Source organism: Corynebacterium tuscaniense DNF00037, from assembly GCF_000759055.1.
In the GTDB taxonomy this organism is placed as follows: Bacteria; Actinomycetota; Actinomycetes; order Mycobacteriales; family Mycobacteriaceae; genus Corynebacterium; species Corynebacterium tuscaniense.
Map to the genome: position 1 here is coordinate 49,091 of NZ_JRNG01000018.1, position 17,345 is coordinate 66,435.

The 17,345-nt window shown below is 58.1% G+C and carries 20 protein-coding genes; 8 read left to right on the forward strand and 12 right to left on the reverse strand.

The window, feature by feature from the left end:
- Positions 1-27: 27 nt before the first annotated feature.
- The 5 genes from HMPREF2129_RS05195 to HMPREF2129_RS05215 all read right to left on the reverse strand — a co-directional run bounded on the left by HMPREF2129_RS05195 (position 28) and on the right by HMPREF2129_RS05215 (position 4,072).
- Entirely contained in the window at positions 28-1,359 is a 1,332-nt protein-coding gene (locus tag HMPREF2129_RS05195; protein WP_408605822.1) for a S1C family serine protease, read from the reverse strand.
- Positions 1,295-2,719 carry a HAMP domain-containing sensor histidine kinase gene (locus HMPREF2129_RS05200; RefSeq protein ID WP_052092809.1) on the reverse strand — a complete coding sequence of 475 codons (1,425 nt, stop codon included), beginning with the start codon at positions 2,717-2,719 and terminating at the stop codon, positions 1,295-1,297. The genes HMPREF2129_RS05195 and HMPREF2129_RS05200 overlap by 65 nt, the downstream gene beginning before the upstream one ends.
- A 44-nt stretch (positions 2,720-2,763) precedes the next feature.
- On the reverse strand, positions 2,764-3,462 hold the full coding sequence (locus HMPREF2129_RS05205) for a response regulator transcription factor (RefSeq protein ID WP_034664004.1): 699 nt from the start codon (positions 3,460-3,462) through the stop codon (positions 2,764-2,766).
- Between the two features lie 126 nt (positions 3,463-3,588).
- The gene (gene rpmF, locus HMPREF2129_RS05210) at positions 3,589-3,762 is read right to left on the reverse strand and encodes a 50S ribosomal protein L32 (RefSeq protein WP_034664006.1); all 174 of its coding nucleotides are present in this window, start codon (positions 3,760-3,762) and stop codon (positions 3,589-3,591) included.
- A gap of 37 nt (positions 3,763-3,799) precedes the next feature.
- The gene (locus HMPREF2129_RS05215; protein ID WP_034664008.1) at positions 3,800-4,072 is read right to left on the reverse strand and encodes a type B 50S ribosomal protein L31; all 273 of its coding nucleotides are present in this window, start codon (positions 4,070-4,072) and stop codon (positions 3,800-3,802) included.
- A gap of 144 nt (positions 4,073-4,216) precedes the next feature.
- Between HMPREF2129_RS05215 and HMPREF2129_RS05220 the strand changes: the two genes are divergently transcribed.
- From HMPREF2129_RS05220 to HMPREF2129_RS05245, 6 genes are all read left to right on the forward strand, one after another.
- Positions 4,217-5,314: an ArsB/NhaD family transporter gene (locus HMPREF2129_RS05220; RefSeq protein WP_052092810.1), complete on the forward strand. Its 1,098-nt coding sequence runs from the start codon at positions 4,217-4,219 to the stop codon at positions 5,312-5,314.
- A 227-nt stretch (positions 5,315-5,541) separates the two neighbouring features.
- A complete protein-coding gene (gene rpmB, locus HMPREF2129_RS05225) occupies positions 5,542-5,778 on the forward strand; it encodes a 50S ribosomal protein L28 (RefSeq protein ID WP_034664010.1) in 237 nt (78 codons plus the stop codon).
- A 3-nt stretch (positions 5,779-5,781) separates the two neighbouring features.
- Positions 5,782-5,946, forward strand: a complete 165-nt coding sequence (gene rpmG / locus HMPREF2129_RS05230) for a 50S ribosomal protein L33 (RefSeq protein WP_006841072.1) — start codon at positions 5,782-5,784, stop codon at positions 5,944-5,946.
- Positions 5,947-5,948: 2 nt separating this feature from the next.
- Positions 5,949-6,254: a 30S ribosomal protein S14 gene (rpsN, locus tag HMPREF2129_RS05235; protein ID WP_034664014.1), complete on the forward strand. Its 306-nt coding sequence runs from the start codon at positions 5,949-5,951 to the stop codon at positions 6,252-6,254.
- Between the two features lie 18 nt (positions 6,255-6,272).
- Complete coding sequence (rpsR, locus tag HMPREF2129_RS05240) at positions 6,273-6,521, forward strand: 30S ribosomal protein S18 (protein WP_005291360.1); 249 nt, start codon at positions 6,273-6,275, stop codon at positions 6,519-6,521.
- A gap of 165 nt (positions 6,522-6,686) precedes the next feature.
- The gene (locus HMPREF2129_RS05245; RefSeq protein WP_034664016.1) at positions 6,687-7,355 is read left to right on the forward strand and encodes a TetR/AcrR family transcriptional regulator; all 669 of its coding nucleotides are present in this window, start codon (positions 6,687-6,689) and stop codon (positions 7,353-7,355) included.
- Here HMPREF2129_RS05245 and HMPREF2129_RS05250 read toward each other — a convergent pair.
- The 6 genes from HMPREF2129_RS05250 to HMPREF2129_RS05275 form a co-directional block, all read right to left on the reverse strand.
- A complete protein-coding gene (locus HMPREF2129_RS05250; RefSeq protein WP_034664018.1) occupies positions 7,352-8,227 on the reverse strand; it encodes a serine hydrolase in 876 nt (291 codons plus the stop codon). The genes HMPREF2129_RS05245 and HMPREF2129_RS05250 overlap by 4 nt on opposite strands.
- A complete protein-coding gene (locus HMPREF2129_RS10605; RefSeq protein ID WP_052092812.1) occupies positions 8,227-8,724 on the reverse strand; it encodes a hypothetical protein in 498 nt (165 codons plus the stop codon). The genes HMPREF2129_RS05250 and HMPREF2129_RS10605 overlap by 1 nt, the downstream gene beginning before the upstream one ends.
- A gap of 38 nt (positions 8,725-8,762) precedes the next feature.
- Positions 8,763-10,292 carry a bifunctional phosphoribosylaminoimidazolecarboxamide formyltransferase/IMP cyclohydrolase gene (gene purH / locus HMPREF2129_RS05260; RefSeq protein WP_034664020.1) on the reverse strand — a complete coding sequence of 510 codons (1,530 nt, stop codon included), beginning with the start codon at positions 10,290-10,292 and terminating at the stop codon, positions 8,763-8,765.
- Complete coding sequence (purN, locus tag HMPREF2129_RS05265) at positions 10,289-10,897, reverse strand: phosphoribosylglycinamide formyltransferase (RefSeq protein WP_034664022.1); 609 nt, start codon at positions 10,895-10,897, stop codon at positions 10,289-10,291. The genes purH and purN overlap by 4 nt, the downstream gene beginning before the upstream one ends.
- An 11-nt stretch (positions 10,898-10,908) precedes the next feature.
- Complete coding sequence (locus HMPREF2129_RS05270) at positions 10,909-12,258, reverse strand: cell division protein PerM (protein ID WP_156959240.1); 1,350 nt, start codon at positions 12,256-12,258, stop codon at positions 10,909-10,911.
- Between the two features lie 151 nt (positions 12,259-12,409).
- On the reverse strand, positions 12,410-12,784 hold the full coding sequence (locus tag HMPREF2129_RS05275; RefSeq protein ID WP_102724439.1) for a hypothetical protein: 375 nt from the start codon (positions 12,782-12,784) through the stop codon (positions 12,410-12,412).
- Positions 12,785-13,362: 578 nt separating this feature from the next.
- Between HMPREF2129_RS05275 and HMPREF2129_RS05280 the strand changes: the two genes are divergently transcribed.
- Together HMPREF2129_RS05280 and HMPREF2129_RS05285 are read left to right on the forward strand one after the other, a co-directional pair.
- On the forward strand, positions 13,363-13,992 hold the full coding sequence (locus HMPREF2129_RS05280) for a M23 family metallopeptidase (RefSeq protein WP_084576574.1): 630 nt from the start codon (positions 13,363-13,365) through the stop codon (positions 13,990-13,992).
- A 276-nt stretch (positions 13,993-14,268) separates the two neighbouring features.
- Positions 14,269-14,949, forward strand: coding sequence for a M23 family metallopeptidase (locus tag HMPREF2129_RS05285; RefSeq protein WP_034664055.1), 681 nt, complete (start codon positions 14,269-14,271; stop codon positions 14,947-14,949).
- Between the two features lie 9 nt (positions 14,950-14,958).
- On the opposite strand, the gene pcrA is transcribed toward HMPREF2129_RS05285, so the two are convergent.
- A complete protein-coding gene (gene pcrA, locus HMPREF2129_RS05290; RefSeq protein ID WP_034664056.1) occupies positions 14,959-17,286 on the reverse strand; it encodes a DNA helicase PcrA in 2,328 nt (775 codons plus the stop codon).
- Positions 17,287-17,345 lie beyond the last annotated feature (59 nt).

Here is a 17,345-nt window from a genome sequence, read left to right on the forward strand (position 1 = left end):
CACGTTTAATAGTTCTGATAGAGAAATCTACTCTGAACTTAAGGTCACATCTACCGTTCTGGTTTCTTCAGATCCAGCGGAACGAACAACCAGGGTGACAGTCTCCCCAAAATCGAACGAGCGCGTGGCAGCAACGAGGGCGTCAGAGGACTCAATCGGACGATCATTGATCCGCACGACAACATCCCCTTCCTTCAAACCTGCCTGCTCCGCGGGACTCTCCGGCTGAACCGCACTGATCAGTGCACCGTCAGAGACATGGCGGATGTCCACTTGCACTCCCATCATTGGTTGACGGGCCTGCCCTTCATTGATCAACTGATCAGCAACCCGGCGCGCAAAATTCGAAGGAATGGCAAAACCCAAACCGATAGAACCGCCCTCACCGGAGTTACCTTGTGAGAGCGAGGCGATCACAGAGTTCATGCCAATGAGGTGGCCATTCATGTCCACCAAAGGGCCACCTGAGTTACCGGGGTTGATAGCTGCGTCTGTTTGAATGCCGTCCATGAGGGAGCTCTCCCCCCTACCTTGGGCCGCGCGGACCGGGCGGTTGAGGGCGGAGACGATGCCCGTGGTCACTGTTGCGGACAAGCCAAGGGGTGATCCAACCGCCACGACGGACTGGCCTACCGCAAGCGAATCCGAATCACCGAATTGAATTACGGGTAGATCACTGACCCCCTCTATCTGAATCACAGCCACATCCGTGTTCACGTCCGAAGCAATGAAGGATGCCCGGTGTTTCGTCCCATCATTCAACGTCACCACGAGCTCAGCTTGGCCCGCCCCGGCTTCCGCTACCACGTGATGGTTCGTGAGCACCTTGCCATCGGCGGAGATAATGGAACCAGATCCTTCGGACATCACCCGCGAACCACTGATCAGTTCAATGGACACCACCGCCGGCAACACCGCGGCAGCGACCTGTTCAACCGAGCCTTCAGGCGCTGGTTCCTTGCGGGAAATCACTGGCGCTTCCAGCGCGTTCTGTTCACTGCTGGCACCAATAGAGGGTTGCTGTCGGTTGCCGGATCCCGCCAGCACTCCAGCGGTATATCCGGCTGCTGCACCACCCACTAAAGAAGTGGCCAGAGCGAGTGCCACGGCTGCCCCAACGCCAAGCCCTTTCTTCTGCTTTGGCGGGGCGGGAGCAAGATATGGCTGCTGCGGAGTGCCATACGGAAGGTTGTAGCCGTGGTAATCAGGTGAAGTCATGGTGGAAAATTGTCCTCCGCCTTGCTGTGTCGTCTCTTGTCCGCTTTCAGGGCTAAGCGTAGTACTTGCTGAACTCTTACTGTGAGGGCTCATCCGTTGGTCGGTTGCCCGGGAAAATGATGCGGATGCGGGTTCCCCCATCATCTGATTCATCGACGGAAATGGATGCGCCGTGGCGTTCCAACACCTGCCGTGTGATGGCAAGACCCAACCCTGAACCAGGCATAGCGCGTGATTCCGCTGCACGATAGAAACGCTCAAACACCTTCTCGCGCTCTTCGGGCGGGATGCCTGGCCCCGAGTCGTCGATAATCAGCACAGCACGACGCTGTGCGGCACGTAAACTCACACGCACAACGCCGCCCGGAGGCGACCATTTTGCGGCGTTGTCCAGCAGGTTCACGGGCGCCCGCGAAAGTGCCGGCACATCCGCGTTAATCACCCACGGATCAAGGCGCACACGGAATTCAACATCCGGACGGCGGCGCTTCACACGCTCAAGCGAGTCCGCAATGATCTCATCCAAGCGCGCCGGCTGAAGCTCCTGCTCCGGCGCGCCTTCGCGGGCAAGATCTACCAAATCACCGATGAGGGTGGACATCTCCTGCATCTGCGCAATGACATCGTTTTCAAGGTCCATCAAATCTTCCGACGACATCGTGCCCACCTGGCCTGTGCGGTGCAACATCATGAGCAACTCGATGTTGGTGCGCATTGATGTCAACGGCGTACGCAATTCATGGCCTGCATCAGCAACGAGCTGGGACTGACGCACGCGTGAATCATTCAGAGTTTCCATCATCTCGTTGATGGATTCAGTTAGGCGCCCGTACTCATCGTTACCAATTACCTCGATGGGTTCAATCTCTTCCGTCGACACCACGCCATCGATGGACCTCCTGAGACGCTCCAAGGGACGGACCGTTACCCGCGCAATGAGCAGACCCGTCAGCGTAGCGACAAACGTACCCAACCCCACGATGCCCATCAACGTGGCTGTAAGCCGGTTCTCCATCAAGGACAGCGTGCGCGAGCTACGCCCAAGAGCCACGGTCGCTTCGTCGGAGCGTAGGACAGACACCCACTCGCCTGTGAAATCAAGGTGCGACCAATCTGGTTCCTGCTCGGGTCCCGCTAACTTGTCAATCGGCAAGGCATCACCAATGAAAGGCTCGCGCAACCCCGGCGACACCGCTACAAGATAACCGGGATTATCCATGCGGAAGTGCGTAACCAGCTCCCCAATGCGCTGCTCGCGGAGATTTACCTCCAGGTCCTCTTTAGCATCCTCGACGTTGACCTCTGTACCGTCGATAATGTCCCGCGCCTGCCGCATAAGTGCAACTGTGCGGGCATCTAACTCAAGCAGTTCGTTTTGCTTGATTGTTCCGGACACCGCGAAGAAGGACAGCAATGCGGTCATGCCCACCGCGAATGCCACACCGGTGGCCGCAAATGCAGCTACGCGCGCGCGTAACGACGATTTAGGGTGCGCATCCACCCATCCGCCATTGGTTGTGCTGTAGCTACTCAGCGCCCTCAGGATCACGGGGCAGTCTCCCGTAGCACGTAGCCCACGCCACGCACGGTGTGAATGAGGCGGATTTCACCGCCTGCCTCAGTCTTACGGCGCAGGTATCCGATGTACACCTCAAGTGCATTGCCGGAGGATGGGAAATCATGGCCCCAGACTTCTTCCAGAATCCGCTGACGCGTCAAAACCTGGCGGGGGTTTTGCATAAGGAGTTGCAACAATGCGAACTCGGTACGAGTGAGGGAAATATGGCGGTCACCCCGACGAACATCACGGGTGGCCACATCAAGGTACAGATCCTGGAACTGAAGATCAGTGGCTGCACTGCCCGTCTGTGCAATCGCATCAGCCCGGGCGCGGCGCAGCAACGAGCGAACACGCGCGAGAAGCTCTTCCAAAGCAAAGGGTTTGGGCAGGTAATCATCCGCCCCAGCGTCCAACCCAGCCACGCGGTCGGAAACGCCGTCGCGCGCCGTAAGCATCAGAATCGGCCTGTCGTAACCGGTAGAGCGGAGCTCCCTGCACACACCCAGCCCGTCTAGCTTAGGCATCATCACATCAAGGATTGTCAGATCGGGCCGCTCCTGATTGATCACAGCGAGAGCTTCTACTCCATCGCGCGCTTGGAACACGTCATACCCATTGAATTGTAAAGAGCGACGGAGAGACTCACGTACCGCCTGCTCATCATCGACGACCAGAATTTTCATGCACCTATTATGACCATAGGCTCCAAAGAATCTTGTCTTTGTCCCCCCAAATCGTGTGAAAATCCGTAAAAAACATAAAAAATAGCCGCCGGAAGTATTCCGGCGGCAACTAAACGCGTAGCGTGTTTAGAACTGCTCGACGTCGATCAGACCAGCCTGAGCTGCCTTGACCAGGCGACGCGGGATGCGCACGGTCTGGCCGTCGATCTTCACTTCCTGCAGAGCGGCATTGTCTGCCTTCCACTGCGAACGGCGGTGGTGCGTATTCGAGCGGGACTTACGAAACTTCGGGGTTGCCATGGTGTTTCTCCTCCTTTGACCGGATCAGTAGGCGGTTTTAGCTGTCGGACTTCTTCTTACGGCGGGCCATCCCACCAAAGCGGCGGTTGAACTTCTCAACACGGCCGGCGGTGTCCATGACACGCTGTGCGCCGGTCCAGAAGGGGTGCGACTCACTGGTCACATCAACGACGATGAGCGGGTACTCATTGCCGTCTTCCCACTGGGCAGTGCGGCCGGAGGTTGCGGTAGAACGGGTCAGGAACTGGTGGCCAGTACCTGCGTCCTGGAAGATCACCGGGTGGTAATCAGGGTGGATATCTTTCTTCATCTCTTCGTTTCCCTCAGGATTGATACTTCAGGTCGGTTCCGGGAATGCTTTCACCGGATCGTGCCTGAGTTGGGTTCGAAAATGGTCCTTCATCCGAGCAGGGCAAATACGCCTGATCAGACAACTTGATACATAGTACAGGTGATGGATACATTCCCGAAATCGCGGATCGGCCTCTCCCTAGTGCTCGCGGCGGGCATTCTCTACTTGGCTGCGGCGGCTCCAGAAGAGTTGAAAACCACCGCGCTGCGGCTCGCGCCCGTGCTACTTTTCGTCGCAGGAATGTCCGTAGTGGTCAACCTGGCGGCCCGAGCCTGCGCATTCGACGCAATCGCGCAGGCCATGGAAAAACGATTGAAATCTAAGTGGGCGTTGTGGTTCGGGATTGTCGTCATCGCCATTGTGTCGACTGTCTTTCTCTCGTTGGACACAACCGCGATCATGATCACGCCCATGGCGGTGGCGCTCGCGCGCAGGAACAGACTGAAGGTCGTGCCCGTGTCGTTCGCGGTGGTGTGGATAGCGAACCTCGGTTCGCTCGCTCTTCCAGTGTCGAACCTGACCAACTTGCTCGCCCACCCGTACGGGTCTACTGCCGTGCCGGCCGTAGCAGCCATCACGGTCGCAGTCGTCGCTTCCTGGGTGGTTTACCGATTCGCACCCTCGGAACCGAAGCTGCAGGATACGGAGATCAGGGTGGACACTTCCCCACTGCTGAGGATATCCCTGATCGTGCTAGCACTGCTTCCGCCGGCGCTAGTGTCCCCGCTGCCGTACTGGTTGGTCAGCACGGTAGCGGCAGCTGTTCTACTTATTTTCACGAAGCCGGATTTCCGTGAGGCGCTCTCGCTCGTTCCATGGGATTCACTCGCACTCGCGGCAGCATTGTCGTTCGGCGTCGCCGCAGTGCTCGTTCTCGCCGACGGTCGTCTCATCTTCGATGCCGGACCGGCGACACTCTCGGTGGTGGGCGCAGTAGCCGCCAACGCCCTCAATAATATTCCGGCATTCCTCCTCCTTGAGCCGTCGGCACCGACTCCGCAGCATATTAACGCCCTATTAATAGGTGTCAACTGTGGGCCAATCGTCACGCCGTGGTCATCGCTCGCCACTCTGCTGTGGCATGACCAGCTCCGCCGAAACGGCATTGACATCCCCTGGAGAACAGTGGTTGTGAGGGGAGCCGTTCTTGCGCCGTTCGCAGTCGGACTGCCGCTGGCTGCGCTCAGCTTCTTAGGCTGATCCAGTGGCTCGTCGGTAAGCGAGGCAGCGATTATGAAAAGAGACCTTGCGCGTGTAGTGTTTACTCTCGCTGTTGTCGAAGTACACGTAAACGCTTTAGTCAACCGGTGACTTCTGGCGCCCTCGAGCCACCAGGCCATCCTCACTTCTAGGCCTTTAACCAGCAACGAGTGCGGCGTCTATCTACAGTCCCCACGACTAGAAGCGGCTAGGAGAAAGAAGTAACCATGTCGGCACATTGCCAGGTCACGGGAAAGAAGCCGTCTTTCGGCAAAACCGTGTCCCACTCGCACCGCCGCCACTCGCGCCGTTGGAACCCCAACGTGCAGAAGCGGAAGTTTTACCTGCCCTCTGAGGGCCGCAACATCACGTTGAACGTATCCACGAAGGGGCTCAAGATCATTGACCGCGACGGCATCGAATCCGTCGTTGCAGCGATCCGCGCCCGAGGGGAGAAGATCTAGCTCATGGCACGCAATGACATTCGCCCCATCATCAAGCTGAAGTCCACTGCAGGCACCGGCTTTACGTACGTCACCCGTAAGAACAAGCGCAACAACCCGGACCGCATCACTTTGAAGAAGTATGACCCGGTTGTGCGTAAGCACGTTGAATTCCGCGAGGAGCGATAAGTATGGCGAAGAAGTCCAAGATCGCTAAGAACGAAAAGCGCAAGGAGATCGTCGCGCGTTACGCTGAGCGCCGTCAGGAGCTCAAGGCGATCATCCGTAACCCAGAGACGACCGACGAGGACCGTCTCGAGGCTCAGTTTGAGCTCAACCGCCAGCCACGCGATGCCTCCCCGGCTCGCGTCCGTAACCGCGACTCGCACGATGGCCGCCCCCGCGGCTACCTCCGCAAGTTCGGTCTGTCTCGTGTTCGTATGCGTGAGATGGCCCACCGCGGCGAACTGCCGGGCGTCCGTAAGTCCTCGTGGTAATCAAGGGAGTCTGTAAACATGAAGCGCAATAACAACCGTAAGGCGCGGATGGAGCAGTCCCGCCGCCCGAAGAAGAACCCGCTCAAGGCCAAAGGCATCGAAGCTGTGGACTACAAGGACATTGAGACCTTGCGTCTGTTCATCTCCGATCGCCACAAGATCCGCTCGCGTCGCGTCACTGGCCTGACGCCGCAGCAGCAGCGCCAGGTCGCTACCGCTGTGAAGAACGCGCGTGAGATGGCTCTCCTGCCGTTCACCAGCCGCTAAATCGACTGGTTTTCGTCTAGAGCTTCGACAGTCTTCAGCGCCCCCTCCCCCAAGGAGGTGGGCGCTGAAGTGCTTTTTGCTGGTCTGCGTCTACGTAAACCCCACCATTAGGTATCTTTGTTGAAATACTGCCCACCCTTAGATCACGCTTTTTAGGAGGAGCGCATGGCACGAAGCGTTGGCCGCCCGCGGAAATCATCACCACGCCGCTCTGGCGGCACCGCGCGCGAAGAGATCCTCGACGCTTCAGCAGAACTGTTCACCAAACAGGGTTTTGCCACCACCTCCACGCATGAGATCGCTGATGCTGTAGGAATGCGGCAGGCGTCTTTGTACTACCACTTCCCTTCCAAGGCAGATATCTTCTTGGAATTGTTGAAGAGCACAATCGAGCCGTCGATAAGCTTGGCGGAGGATCTGGCGGCCTCCGATGCGACGCCGAGCCTGAAATTGTGGGCTCTCGTGGCGGCGCAGACGCGTATTCTGCTGTCCTCGAAGTGGAATATTGGCCGGCTGTATCAGCTACCCATTGCCATGTCGGAGGAGTTCACGGAGTACCACGAGCTGCGTGGCACGCTGGAGTCTATCTTCCATTCCCTCGCCGCTGAGATAGTGGGCGATGATGATCCGCGTATTGATCTGCCTTTCCACATGTCTCTTGCTGCTGTGGAGTTGCGGGACAACACTGGTAAAGCCCCGTACCCGCTGGTAACAGATGCTTTGCCTTCCCCTTCGGTGGTTCTGGCGGATGCTGTTCTGGATGTTTTGCACACGCCTCTACCGGAGGATCGTGGCTACCGCACTATTGACCTACTGGAGAAGACCGCCCGTTAACAGTGCGCTGCCGGCGCTGTGTTCAGTGCCGGGCGAATAAGAGCAGCAAGTTGGCTCGCCATGGTTTGACCGCTGGCATAGGAGCCGTCTCCGCTGCGCACAGCAAGAGCGATAGCAACATCCCGACCCGCGTCATCCTGCACGAGTCCAAACTGGCGCACCTCATATCCCCCATTCAGCGCTGATGGGCCCCAACCACCCTTGAAACGCGCAGCAGGAAGCGTGCCCAGCCCATAGGACTGCCCTGCGGTGATCGATCCCATGAGTTCCAACACAGGCCCAGCCCCATCGACACACCGCAAATGTGAGGCGAAACGTGCTTGCTCTGCCACTGTCCACTTGGTTTGGCCGAAGGGTGAGAACTCAGGCCGGATGTACTGGCGTTGTACCGTGATGGGCGCCCCACCTTGAGCAAGGATTTCCTCGACAGCCTCCGGGGTGGTGCTGTTCCACAACGTCATCGCTGCAGGGTTATCTGAAGTTTGAATGGCCAGAGCAGCCTGTTGTGCCAGCCCGGGATTCGTTTTAAGCGCCGCGATGGCGATGGGAACTTTGATCGTGGACCATGCAGCGAAGCCACCAGCATCGCCTGCACCATATTCTCCTATAGCACCAACGATGGAGACCTCTGCTACTCCCCCGTAAGCCTGCACCACCTCTGCTACGGACTTATCAAGAATAGCTTGTAATTCAGCCGATGGCTGTGGTGCAGATTCTTCGGAAGATAGCTGCATGGGTTCAAGGGGCGGCATCCCAATGCCTGGCTGCGGGAGACGCTGTTTCGTCGAACTGGTCACCGTCGGCCCAAAAGTGCACGACGACACGCAGGCCACAAGTCCGACCGCCGCCACGCACACGATGAGACGCCACACTAGTGGATCTTCACCACTGCGTTATTACCGCCCCGGCACACAACCTTGGAGCCTTCTTCACTGCACCGCATGGTATAGGACTTGCCGGTCACCGAGCTGTGCACGTCATGCAGCGTGATGTTTGGATCACCGTCATACTCAGTCCGGAACGCGTCATAGACCGCCTGCGCAAAGCTCTGGCTCGTGACGGAGGAACCCGGCTCAAACGACTTGTACTCCTTCTTCGGATTCTTCGTCTCAGTGGCATCGGTCGTCTTAGTCACCGTAGACTTCGAGCTCTTCGAGCTGGTGCCACTACCTGCGCTGCCAGTAGAGCCTTCCTCGGACTTCTGAACGGTCAGCGCAGGAGCCTCGGAAGAATCACCAGAATCATCCGACATCAGGTAGTACGCGCCGAAGCCGAGCAGACCAAGGAGTAACAGCCCCACGAGGCAGATCAGAACAATCAATCCAATGTTGGATTTCTGCTGGGGCTGCTGCCAATACGAATCAGTCACGCTACGTCGTGTCCTTTAGTCTCCGCGGGATTCAGACTCTAGTGCGAGAAGTGGCGGGTACCAGTGAGGTACATGGTCACGCCGGCCTCATTGGCAGCTGCGATGACTTCCTCATCACGGATGGAACCACCCGGCTGAACCACGGCCTTGACACCAGCATCCGCGAGGATCTGGAAGCCATCAGCAAACGGGAAGAACGCATCGGAGGCAGCCACAGCACCATTGGTGCGGTTACGGCCTTCATCGAGCGTGTTCGCACGATCAACAGCAAGTTTGGCCGAATCCACACGGTTGACCTGGCCCATGCCCACACCAACAGCAGCGCCATCGCTAGCAATGAGAATGGCATTGGACTTCACGCAACGGATCGCGTGCCAGGCGAACTCCAAGTCCTTCAGTGTTGCCTCATCGGCAGCCTCACCAGCGACGAGCTCCCAGTTCTCCGGTTTATCGCCCTCGGCCTGGTAGATGTCACGATCCTGGATGAGCGTGCCGCCGGAAATCTGCTTGATCTCCTTGCCTTCACGCTCCGGCTTCTCCGCAGTAAGGATACGCAGGTTCTTCTTGGTCTGCAGCAGCTCCAGCGCGTCATCAGCAAAGCTCGGCGCGATGATGACCTCAGTGAAGATCGGCTTGACCTGCTCCGCCATCTCCAGGGTGACCTCACGGTTGGAGGCAATCACACCGCCGTAAGCGCTGACTGGATCACAGGCATGCGCTTTCGCATGAGCCTGCGCGATGGAAATCTCTGACACCGCGATGCCACACGGGTTGGCGTGCTTGATCACAGCAACACACGGGCGCTCATGGTCCCAGGCCGCACGCCATGCCGCATCCGCGTCCTGGTAGTTGTTGTAGGACATTTCCTTGCCACCGTGCTGCTTGGCGCCGGCCAGACCCGTGCCGTCGGAAATCAAGCTGGCAGCCTGATGCGGGTTCTCGCCGTAACGCAGAGTCGTGGACTTATCGGTATTGCCCAGCTGCTCGGCGAACCAGGTGGACACCGCGGCGTCATAAAGCGCGGTATGCGTGAAAGCATCAGCGGCGAGCTGACGGCGCTGATCCTCGTCGAAGCCACCGGCCTTAACCGCCTCAATGGCCTCGCCGTAACGCGAAGGATCCACAACCACGGCTACCGACGGGTGGTTCTTCGCCGCCGCACGCACCATGGACGGGCCGCCGATGTCAATCATCTCGACGACCTCATCAAAGCCCGCACCGGAAGCAACGGTGTCCTCGAACGGGTACAGATTCACCACGACGAGCTCGAAGGGCTCCACGCCGAGCTCTGCGATCTGCTTCGCGTGCTCTTCCTTGCGCAAATCCGCCAAAATACCGGCGTGCACGCGCGGGTGCAGCGTCTTCACACGGCCCTCCAACACCTCCGGGAAACCGGTGAGCTCAGCCACCTCGGTAACGTTTGCGCCCGCATCCTTGATGCGCTGCGCCGTCGAACCTGTAGAGACAATCTCAACACCGGCTTCTGCCAATGCTGCTGCAAGCTCTTCCAAGCCCGTCTTGTCATAGACGCTAATCAGTGCGCGCTTGATAGGTGTGCGGGTGCTCATGCGGTGAACTCAACCTTTCCAGTGATAGTGCTGTTGGCGGCGTGTGCGCGCTTCAGCGTATCGACGATCAAAGCTCGCTCCACTTCCTTAATCCGTTCGTGCAACTCTTCCTCAGTTTCCCCTTCGCGCACATCCACTGCACGCTGGGCGATAATCTGGCCCGTATCCACACCCGAATCGATGTAGTGAACCGTTGTTCCCGTGACCTTCACGCCATACGCCAAAGCATCACGCACAGCATGTGCACCAGGAAAAGCAGGCAACAGGGCCGGGTGAGTATTAATCAGAGCGCCCTCAAAGCGCTCCAAGAACTCCTCCCCCACGATCTTCATAAACCCGGCGGACACAACCACGTCCGGATTCACGCTTGCAACAGTGTCCCTCAAGCGGACATTCCACTCATTCCGATCGCCGCCTAGCTGGACCACTTCCGTGCGAATACCAGCCTTCCGCGCACGATCCAACGCTGGGCATTCCACATCCGCAACAACAAGATCGACGCTATAGGTTCCACGGTTATCGATGATCGCCTGCAACAGCGTCCCCGAACCGGAAACCAAAACAGCTACAGAAATACACTCAGGGGCCTGTGAAGAGTCTGTCACGCCTACAGAGTCTAGCCCTTATCCTTCTGTGTCCCCTCTTCAGCGCTCTCCGAGACCTCGGCAGTTTCCTTCGGTTCAGCTTTAGACTCCTCTTCGTGGGCAGGGGCGCCCAGGGGATCGCCAGCAAGCATCTCCTCTTCCTCTACCCGGGGGCGAGTGAAGGAAGCAATGAGCCATGCGGCGCCTGCAATTCCACCGACCCATCCGGCAGCGGCAAGCGCGAAGATCCACGGTGAGGCACCAATCCAGCCGTACGCGCCGACATTCCCACCGGCAAGGAACCCGCTGACCAGCCCAAAAACCGCGGCCCATCCGGCGGAAAGGGCAACGTCGAAACCGCCGAGGCGACGAGGAATGAAGAAGTGAATGATCACAGCCGCCGGAACGACAAGGAACACCGGTGCCCACACAGCAACATGGCCAGGAATCGCCGCGAAAATTGGTATTGGTGGCAGTGGCGGTACGACTGCACCGAACAGCGAGACGGAACCTTCCGCAATAGATATAGGTGTACCGAATAGAACAGCAAGTGTTCCCACGGCCGCGTTGGGCAGATACAACACGCTGGCAAGAATGAGGCCGGCAACCCCGCTGACCCCCAAGGTGGGGTACGCATCGAGCAGCTCCCCGATCCGCAGTACACCGAATGCAAGCAGAACCAAGAAGACCACAGCCGCAGCAGCAAGCAAGCGAAGCGCAAGATTAATCATTGCGCCGGTGATGCTCACAAACTCAACGGGCACCCCAACGCGACGACAGAGTGCCGCCCACAACTTGGCGTTCATTCCGCAGGCCATACCCACGAGGTGAATGAGAACAGGAATAAACAGGCCTTTATGTACTGCGGGCGGTGCCACCGGAAAAACAGCCGACGCATCCGCAACCATAAACCACGCGACAGCGGACAGGGTGAACGGAATCAGTATGACCAGGCTTGCGATGGCATAAAGGTCAAGAATGCTCACGCGATCCTTCGTGGCCGCGCGCACCCGCCATGCAATGAGTGCAACCACACCAACCGCGGGCAGCAGCGGAATCGCACCGAGCGTGACTCCATCAACAGTGACCGGCACACCGTGCACAACAAACCATGTCTCCGCAATTGCCGCCGGAAGCGCTGCCGGGCGGCCACCACTGAGCAGAATCGTGCCCAAACACAGCACCGCAATCCCCAGCACCAACACCACATTCGGCACACCAATGAAAGGAAGGTAGTGGCGAAGCCGCCCCTTCATCGTCGTGGGGACTTCAGGGGAAGCATCGGTGTGCGTGACTTCAGCACCATGCGTTATCCGCGGACGGCGGCGAGCAGAAGGCGATGTGCGCGAGGGCCTCGAAGGCGGACTGGACTTGTTACTCATCACAGCCAACTGTTCCACGACAACAAGCCCGGGTGCAGATGGGACACGGCCCCACAGCCCAGAAAGCACGAACACCCCCTAAAGCTCCACAACGGGCGAAGAGCTTTAGGGGGTGTGCGCTGAAGTTGTTGCCTCTCGGACGGAAAAGGATTTAGAACTTGATGCCACCCTTGGCAAAATTGAAGATAACCAGCAGGAGAGCAGTGATACCGGTGCCCAGCAGAATGTTGAAGGTGGTTCCAAATGTCCAGCCATTAGTCTTGTCAGACTTCAGGGAAGAAGCCAGGGGGCCGAGAGCCTTAGCCTTATCCTCGCCCTCCTTGCCCTTAATGATGGACTCAATGATCTTGGTCCGGTCGCTTCCAGGTGCGATAGCATCGCCAATAACTTCCTTGTCATCCAGCTTGGAGGAGTTCTGCCCAGGAAGGTTGATCTCTGGTTTGCTACTTTCAGCAGCCTGCGCCGGAACGACGGCGAGGGAGAATGCAGTAGCAGCAGCGATTACAGCGGTGATGGTGCGCTTCATAATGAACATCCTGTCTCGTAGAAATACCGTGAGCATTATTACAACACGGTTACATGCAGCAAACATTTGGCGTCTCCAATACTTTGCCTTTGCAATCTAAGTATCGAGTACATCAAAGTCGGTGTTACATGTTTTGTAAAAATTGTTCGGAGGCCCCCTGTGTGGGGGTTGCGCCAAAAATCAATACACACGCAGCATGGGCCATCCACCGCCAAAGGGACCGAACGCCTCTTAGCATTTTCGGCAAAGAAAGCCGAGGTAACTGAAACCCCTGTGACAAATCTTAACTAGTGAGATTGTCTAATTGTTTCAACATTTGGGCCGAGCCATGAGACAAGAAAAATAAATTCTCCATAAGAGATTGCTTAATGCCGTGGGGCTGACTAATGTTACGGCGAGTAGATAACAACTAGGTTACGATTACGGAACGTCCCGTTATACATTACGGACGAACACTCGAACGTTAACCGTCCGTGACCGAATGACGATCTAACGAGGTTTTTGAGTTGAACTCTTCGCGCGCAAACCACACCGGTGGCAAGCACCGTAAGCCGAGCCCCAACAAGGGACGCATCGCCATGGTCGCCTTGACCACAGGCGCAGTCACCACCGGTGGCGCTGCCGTCGCCAGTGCCGCCAACGCCAATAGCCCGGCAGCCGTAGGGGACATCAACACAGACATCCCTAACATCGATCCTGCCTCCGTTCCGCAAATCCTAGCCATCAGCGAGTACAAGCCGATCGACAACCTCACTGAACAGCTGGGGAAGGCTGTTGAGTACAACAAGGAACGCATCGCCGCTGACCTGGCCGCCCGCGCTCCCCTCGTTGTAAAGCCCGCTGAAGGCGCCTACACCTCCGGCTTCGGAGCGCGCTGGGGGTCGTTCCACAAGGGGGTCGACATCGCCAACGCTATTGGCACCCCAATCCTGGCCGTCTCTGACGGCGTTGTGATCGACGCTGGCCCGGCAAGTGGCTACGGCAACTGGGTCCGCATCCGCCACGAGGACGGCACCGTCACCGTGTACGGCCACATGGAGACCGTTGAGTGCTCCGTCGGCCAGCCCGTCCGCGCCGGCCAGCGCATCGCCGGCATGGGCTCCCGCGGCTGGTCCACTGGCTCCCACCTTCACTTCGAGGTCCACCCAGCCGGCGGCGACGCAATCGACCCGGCACCGTGGCTCGCTGAGCGAGGCATTAGCCTCTAAAGTCGCGCACAGAACCTCATCCTCCTCCCACCCTGGGACGGAGGATTTTTCTTTTGCCACCCCCAAAAACTACCCCCGCACCCTTTCGTCACATTAATAACATCTGCAACACCAGCCACTCTCCTATCCAGCTGTTTTGAAGGAATCTTTCGCACGCACGAGCTAATTACGCACGTCAACTGACATAAATAGGCATTGATCAACGAGAAAAGCACGGTTAGCATGTTGCGAGTTAAAAACTTTCACATGTTTCCCTCAATCTCTCAAAAGGACGACATGAAAAAACGATTGATCGCCGGCGCCATCGCTCTGGCCATTCCGCTCGCGGCCCTGCCTGCCAATGCCTTTACCGTCTCTGTCAACGGCCAAGCCGTTGATGGCCTTGCTCCTGCCCTGCCGGACCTTGGCAAGGCCCTCGACGACATCTTCACCAAGGGCGCCACCTTCTCCGCCGCCGGCTACAGCATCGTGTATGACCCGCGCATTCTGCCGCAGTACAACGAAGCAGAAGCTACCCCTGGCGTGACTACGAATACAGTCACTCCCCAAACTGGTGTTTCGCCGGCGGGCCAGACCGTAGTGATGCCGGCTGAGGGTCGTTTCACCTCTGGGTTCGGTCCGCGTTGGGGCTCAGTCCACCGTGGCATCGACATTGCCAACAACATTGGCACCCCGGTTAAGGCCGTGATGGACGGAACTGTGATCAACGCCGGCCCCGCCCAAGGCTTTGGCAAATGGGTGCGCCTGCGCCACGATGATGGATCCATCAGCGTGTACGGCCACGTACACTCCTTCAACGTGCAGGTTGGTGAGCGCGTGACCGCCGGCCAGCAAATCGCCCAGATGGGTAATGAGGGCCGCTCCACCGGACCGCACCTACACTTTGAAATCCTGCCGGATGGTCAAACACAGGTGGACCCGGTGCCGTGGTTCGCGCAGCGCGGTATCACCATCTAGAGCAGCGTCTTACAACTTCTCCATCGGCACACCGCCGATGAGCATGAGACGCACGGTTCCGCTGGAACCAAAGTCGATGGTGACGGTCTCCCTGGCCCCTGAACCATCGACGCTCATGACCGTGCCCAACCCATATTTCGCGTGGTTGACGCGGTCCCCCTTAGCCAGTTGCAAATTCTTGTTGACCTTCATGCGGCTACCACCGCTGCGTGTCCGCATGGATTTGCGTGGTGTTGTCGGTGTGCCCCAGGCATCCGAGAAACCACCGTCGAAGGAGCGCTCCGGTTCCACCCGACGCCAGTCGATGAGGTCCTCTGGGACCTCTGCGAGGAAGCGACTGGCAGGGTTGGTTACCGGGCTGCCCCACGACGAACGCAGCATCGCCCGGGTGAGGTAGAGTTTTCGCCTCGCGCGGGTGATTCCTACATAAGCCAATCGACGTTCTTCGGCCAGCTCATCCGGGTCCCCCAAAGAACGCAAATGTGGGAACTGCCCATCTTCCCAACCAGTGACGAACACGATGGGAGATTCCAGCCCCTTCGCCGTGTGCAGCGTCATCATTGTGACCACACCTTGGCCTTCATCCGGAATTTGATCTGCATCAGCGACCAAGGAGACGCGCTCCAAGAACGCTTGGAGTGATCCCGGCGCGGGTTCTCCTTCCGCCACGTCAGCTGGTTCATCGCCCGGCATGGTTGCGTATGCCATCTGGTTAGCGGCATCGGAGGAGAATTCACGCGCCACCGATACCAATTCGTTGAGGTTGTCTAGGCGCGCGCCGTCCTGCGGATCATTCGAGGCTTCCAGTTCTGCCTTGTATCCGGTGACATCTAAGATGCGGGTTACCAGGCCACCTAGGTCCGGCATGCCGGTGACCTCATTGAGCAACTCGGGGATCTCAGCGATGAGCCCGTCGAGCATCTCCACGAAACCACCGATGGCATTAGCGGTGCGGGATGCCACTCCGGGGACCTCCCCGGAAGCGACATCACGCAGAGCACGGCCAAAGCTGATCCGCTGGTTTTCCGCATGCAGTGCCACCATTGCTTGTGCTTTATCCCCGATGCCGCGCTTAGGCACGTTGACAATGCGACGCATACTCACGTCATCATCCAGGTTCTCCAGCACGCGCAGGTACGCGATGATGTCACGGATCTCACGGCGTTCATAGAAGCGCGTACCACCCACGACTTTGTAGGGAATCCCGGCACGAATGAAGATGTCCTCCAAAGCGCGGGAGGAATTATTCGTCCGGTACATCACCGCGATGTCGGAGTACTGCGCACCACGGTCCGTCAGGGCATCGATTTCACTAGCGACGAAGCGCGCCTCATCATGCTCATTATCCGCAACGTAGCCAATGATCTTCTCCCCCTCCCCCAGGTCCGTCCATAGCTTCTTGGGGCGGCGGCCAACGTTTTGGGAAATAACGGCATTGGCAGCGGCGAGAATGTTCTGAGTCGAGCGGTAGTTCTGCTCCAGCAGGATCGTGGTGGCGTTGGGATAATCCCGCTCAAATTCCTCAATGTTTCGAATCGTCGCACCGCGGAAGGCATAAATGGACTGGTCCGAATCACCCACCACCGCAAGTTCCGGCGCCTGTGGCCCGTCCCCCACTAATGTGTGAATGAGCTCGTATTGTGCGTGGTTAGTGTCCTGATACTCGTCTACCAACACGTGGCGGAAACGCCTACGGTAGTACTCAAGCACCGGTGGGTGCTGCTTGAATAGCGCGACTACCTCCCCAATCAAATCGTCAAAATCCACCGCATTAGCGCCACGAAGGCGCCGTTGGTACTCCGCGTACACGGCCGCCACCGTCACCTCAAACGGATTCTTCGTCGTGGTGGCCTGCGCCCGTGCTTCTTCGGGGCCGATGAGCTCATTCTTGAGATTTGAGATCGCATTAGCCAGGAACCGCGGAGTGAACTTCTTCAGATCAAGGTTCATCTCTTTAGCGATCATGCCCAGCAGCCGCCGCGAATCATCACTGTCATAAATAGTGAAGTTGCTGTTCAACCCCGGCACCAGCTGTGCCTGTTGGCGGAGAATCCGCACGCACACGGAGTGAAACGTAGCCACCCACATACGCTCCGCTTGTGGCCCAATCAAACTCACCACACGGTCCCGCATCTCCGCGGCAGCTTTGTTGGTGAATGTGATGGCAAGGATCTCCCACGGAGCGACCGCCCGTTCCTGCAAAAGATAGGCAATACGCCGTGTCAGAACAGCGGTTTTGCCCGAACCCGCTCCGGCGACGATGAGCAGAGGTGTGCCAGAGTGTTCTACCGCAGCCTTCTGCTGCGGGTTAAGCCCCAAAGTTAAGTCAGTTCCCATGATGGATACCACCGTACTAGGCAGGTACGACACTGCCCTCCCTGCGCTAGTTCTGTTAA

Excerpts from the sequence above, each read along its gene's own strand:
- HMPREF2129_RS05195 (WP_408605822.1), bottom strand. The coding sequence starts at position 1,359 with ATGGGGGAACCCGCATCCGCATCATTTTCCCGGGCAACCGACCAACGG.
- HMPREF2129_RS05205 (WP_034664004.1), bottom strand. The coding sequence starts at position 3,462 with ATGAAAATTCTGGTCGTCGATGATGAGCAGGCGGTACGTGAGTCTCTC.
- rpmF (WP_034664006.1), bottom strand. The coding sequence starts at position 3,762 with ATGGCAACCCCGAAGTTTCGTAAGTCCCGCTCGAATACGCACCACCGC.
- HMPREF2129_RS05215 (WP_034664008.1), bottom strand. The coding sequence starts at position 4,072 with ATGAAGAAAGATATCCACCCTGATTACCACCCGGTGATCTTCCAGGAC.
- HMPREF2129_RS05220 (WP_052092810.1), top strand. The coding sequence starts at position 4,217 with ATGGATACATTCCCGAAATCGCGGATCGGCCTCTCCCTAGTGCTCGCG.
- rpmB (WP_034664010.1), top strand. The coding sequence starts at position 5,542 with ATGTCGGCACATTGCCAGGTCACGGGAAAGAAGCCGTCTTTCGGCAAA.
- rpmG (WP_006841072.1), top strand. The coding sequence starts at position 5,782 with ATGGCACGCAATGACATTCGCCCCATCATCAAGCTGAAGTCCACTGCA.
- rpsN (WP_034664014.1), top strand. The coding sequence starts at position 5,949 with ATGGCGAAGAAGTCCAAGATCGCTAAGAACGAAAAGCGCAAGGAGATC.
- rpsR (WP_005291360.1), top strand. The coding sequence starts at position 6,273 with ATGAAGCGCAATAACAACCGTAAGGCGCGGATGGAGCAGTCCCGCCGC.
- HMPREF2129_RS05245 (WP_034664016.1), top strand. The coding sequence starts at position 6,687 with ATGGCACGAAGCGTTGGCCGCCCGCGGAAATCATCACCACGCCGCTCT.
- purH (WP_034664020.1), bottom strand. The coding sequence starts at position 10,292 with ATGAGCACCCGCACACCTATCAAGCGCGCACTGATTAGCGTCTATGAC.
- HMPREF2129_RS05270 (WP_156959240.1), bottom strand. The coding sequence starts at position 12,258 with ATGAGTAACAAGTCCAGTCCGCCTTCGAGGCCCTCGCGCACATCGCCT.
- HMPREF2129_RS05275 (WP_102724439.1), bottom strand. The coding sequence starts at position 12,784 with ATGAAGCGCACCATCACCGCTGTAATCGCTGCTGCTACTGCATTCTCC.
- HMPREF2129_RS05280 (WP_084576574.1), top strand. The coding sequence starts at position 13,363 with ATGGTCGCCTTGACCACAGGCGCAGTCACCACCGGTGGCGCTGCCGTC.
- HMPREF2129_RS05285 (WP_034664055.1), top strand. The coding sequence starts at position 14,269 with ATGAAAAAACGATTGATCGCCGGCGCCATCGCTCTGGCCATTCCGCTC.
- pcrA (WP_034664056.1), bottom strand. The coding sequence starts at position 17,286 with ATGGGAACTGACTTAACTTTGGGGCTTAACCCGCAGCAGAAGGCTGCG.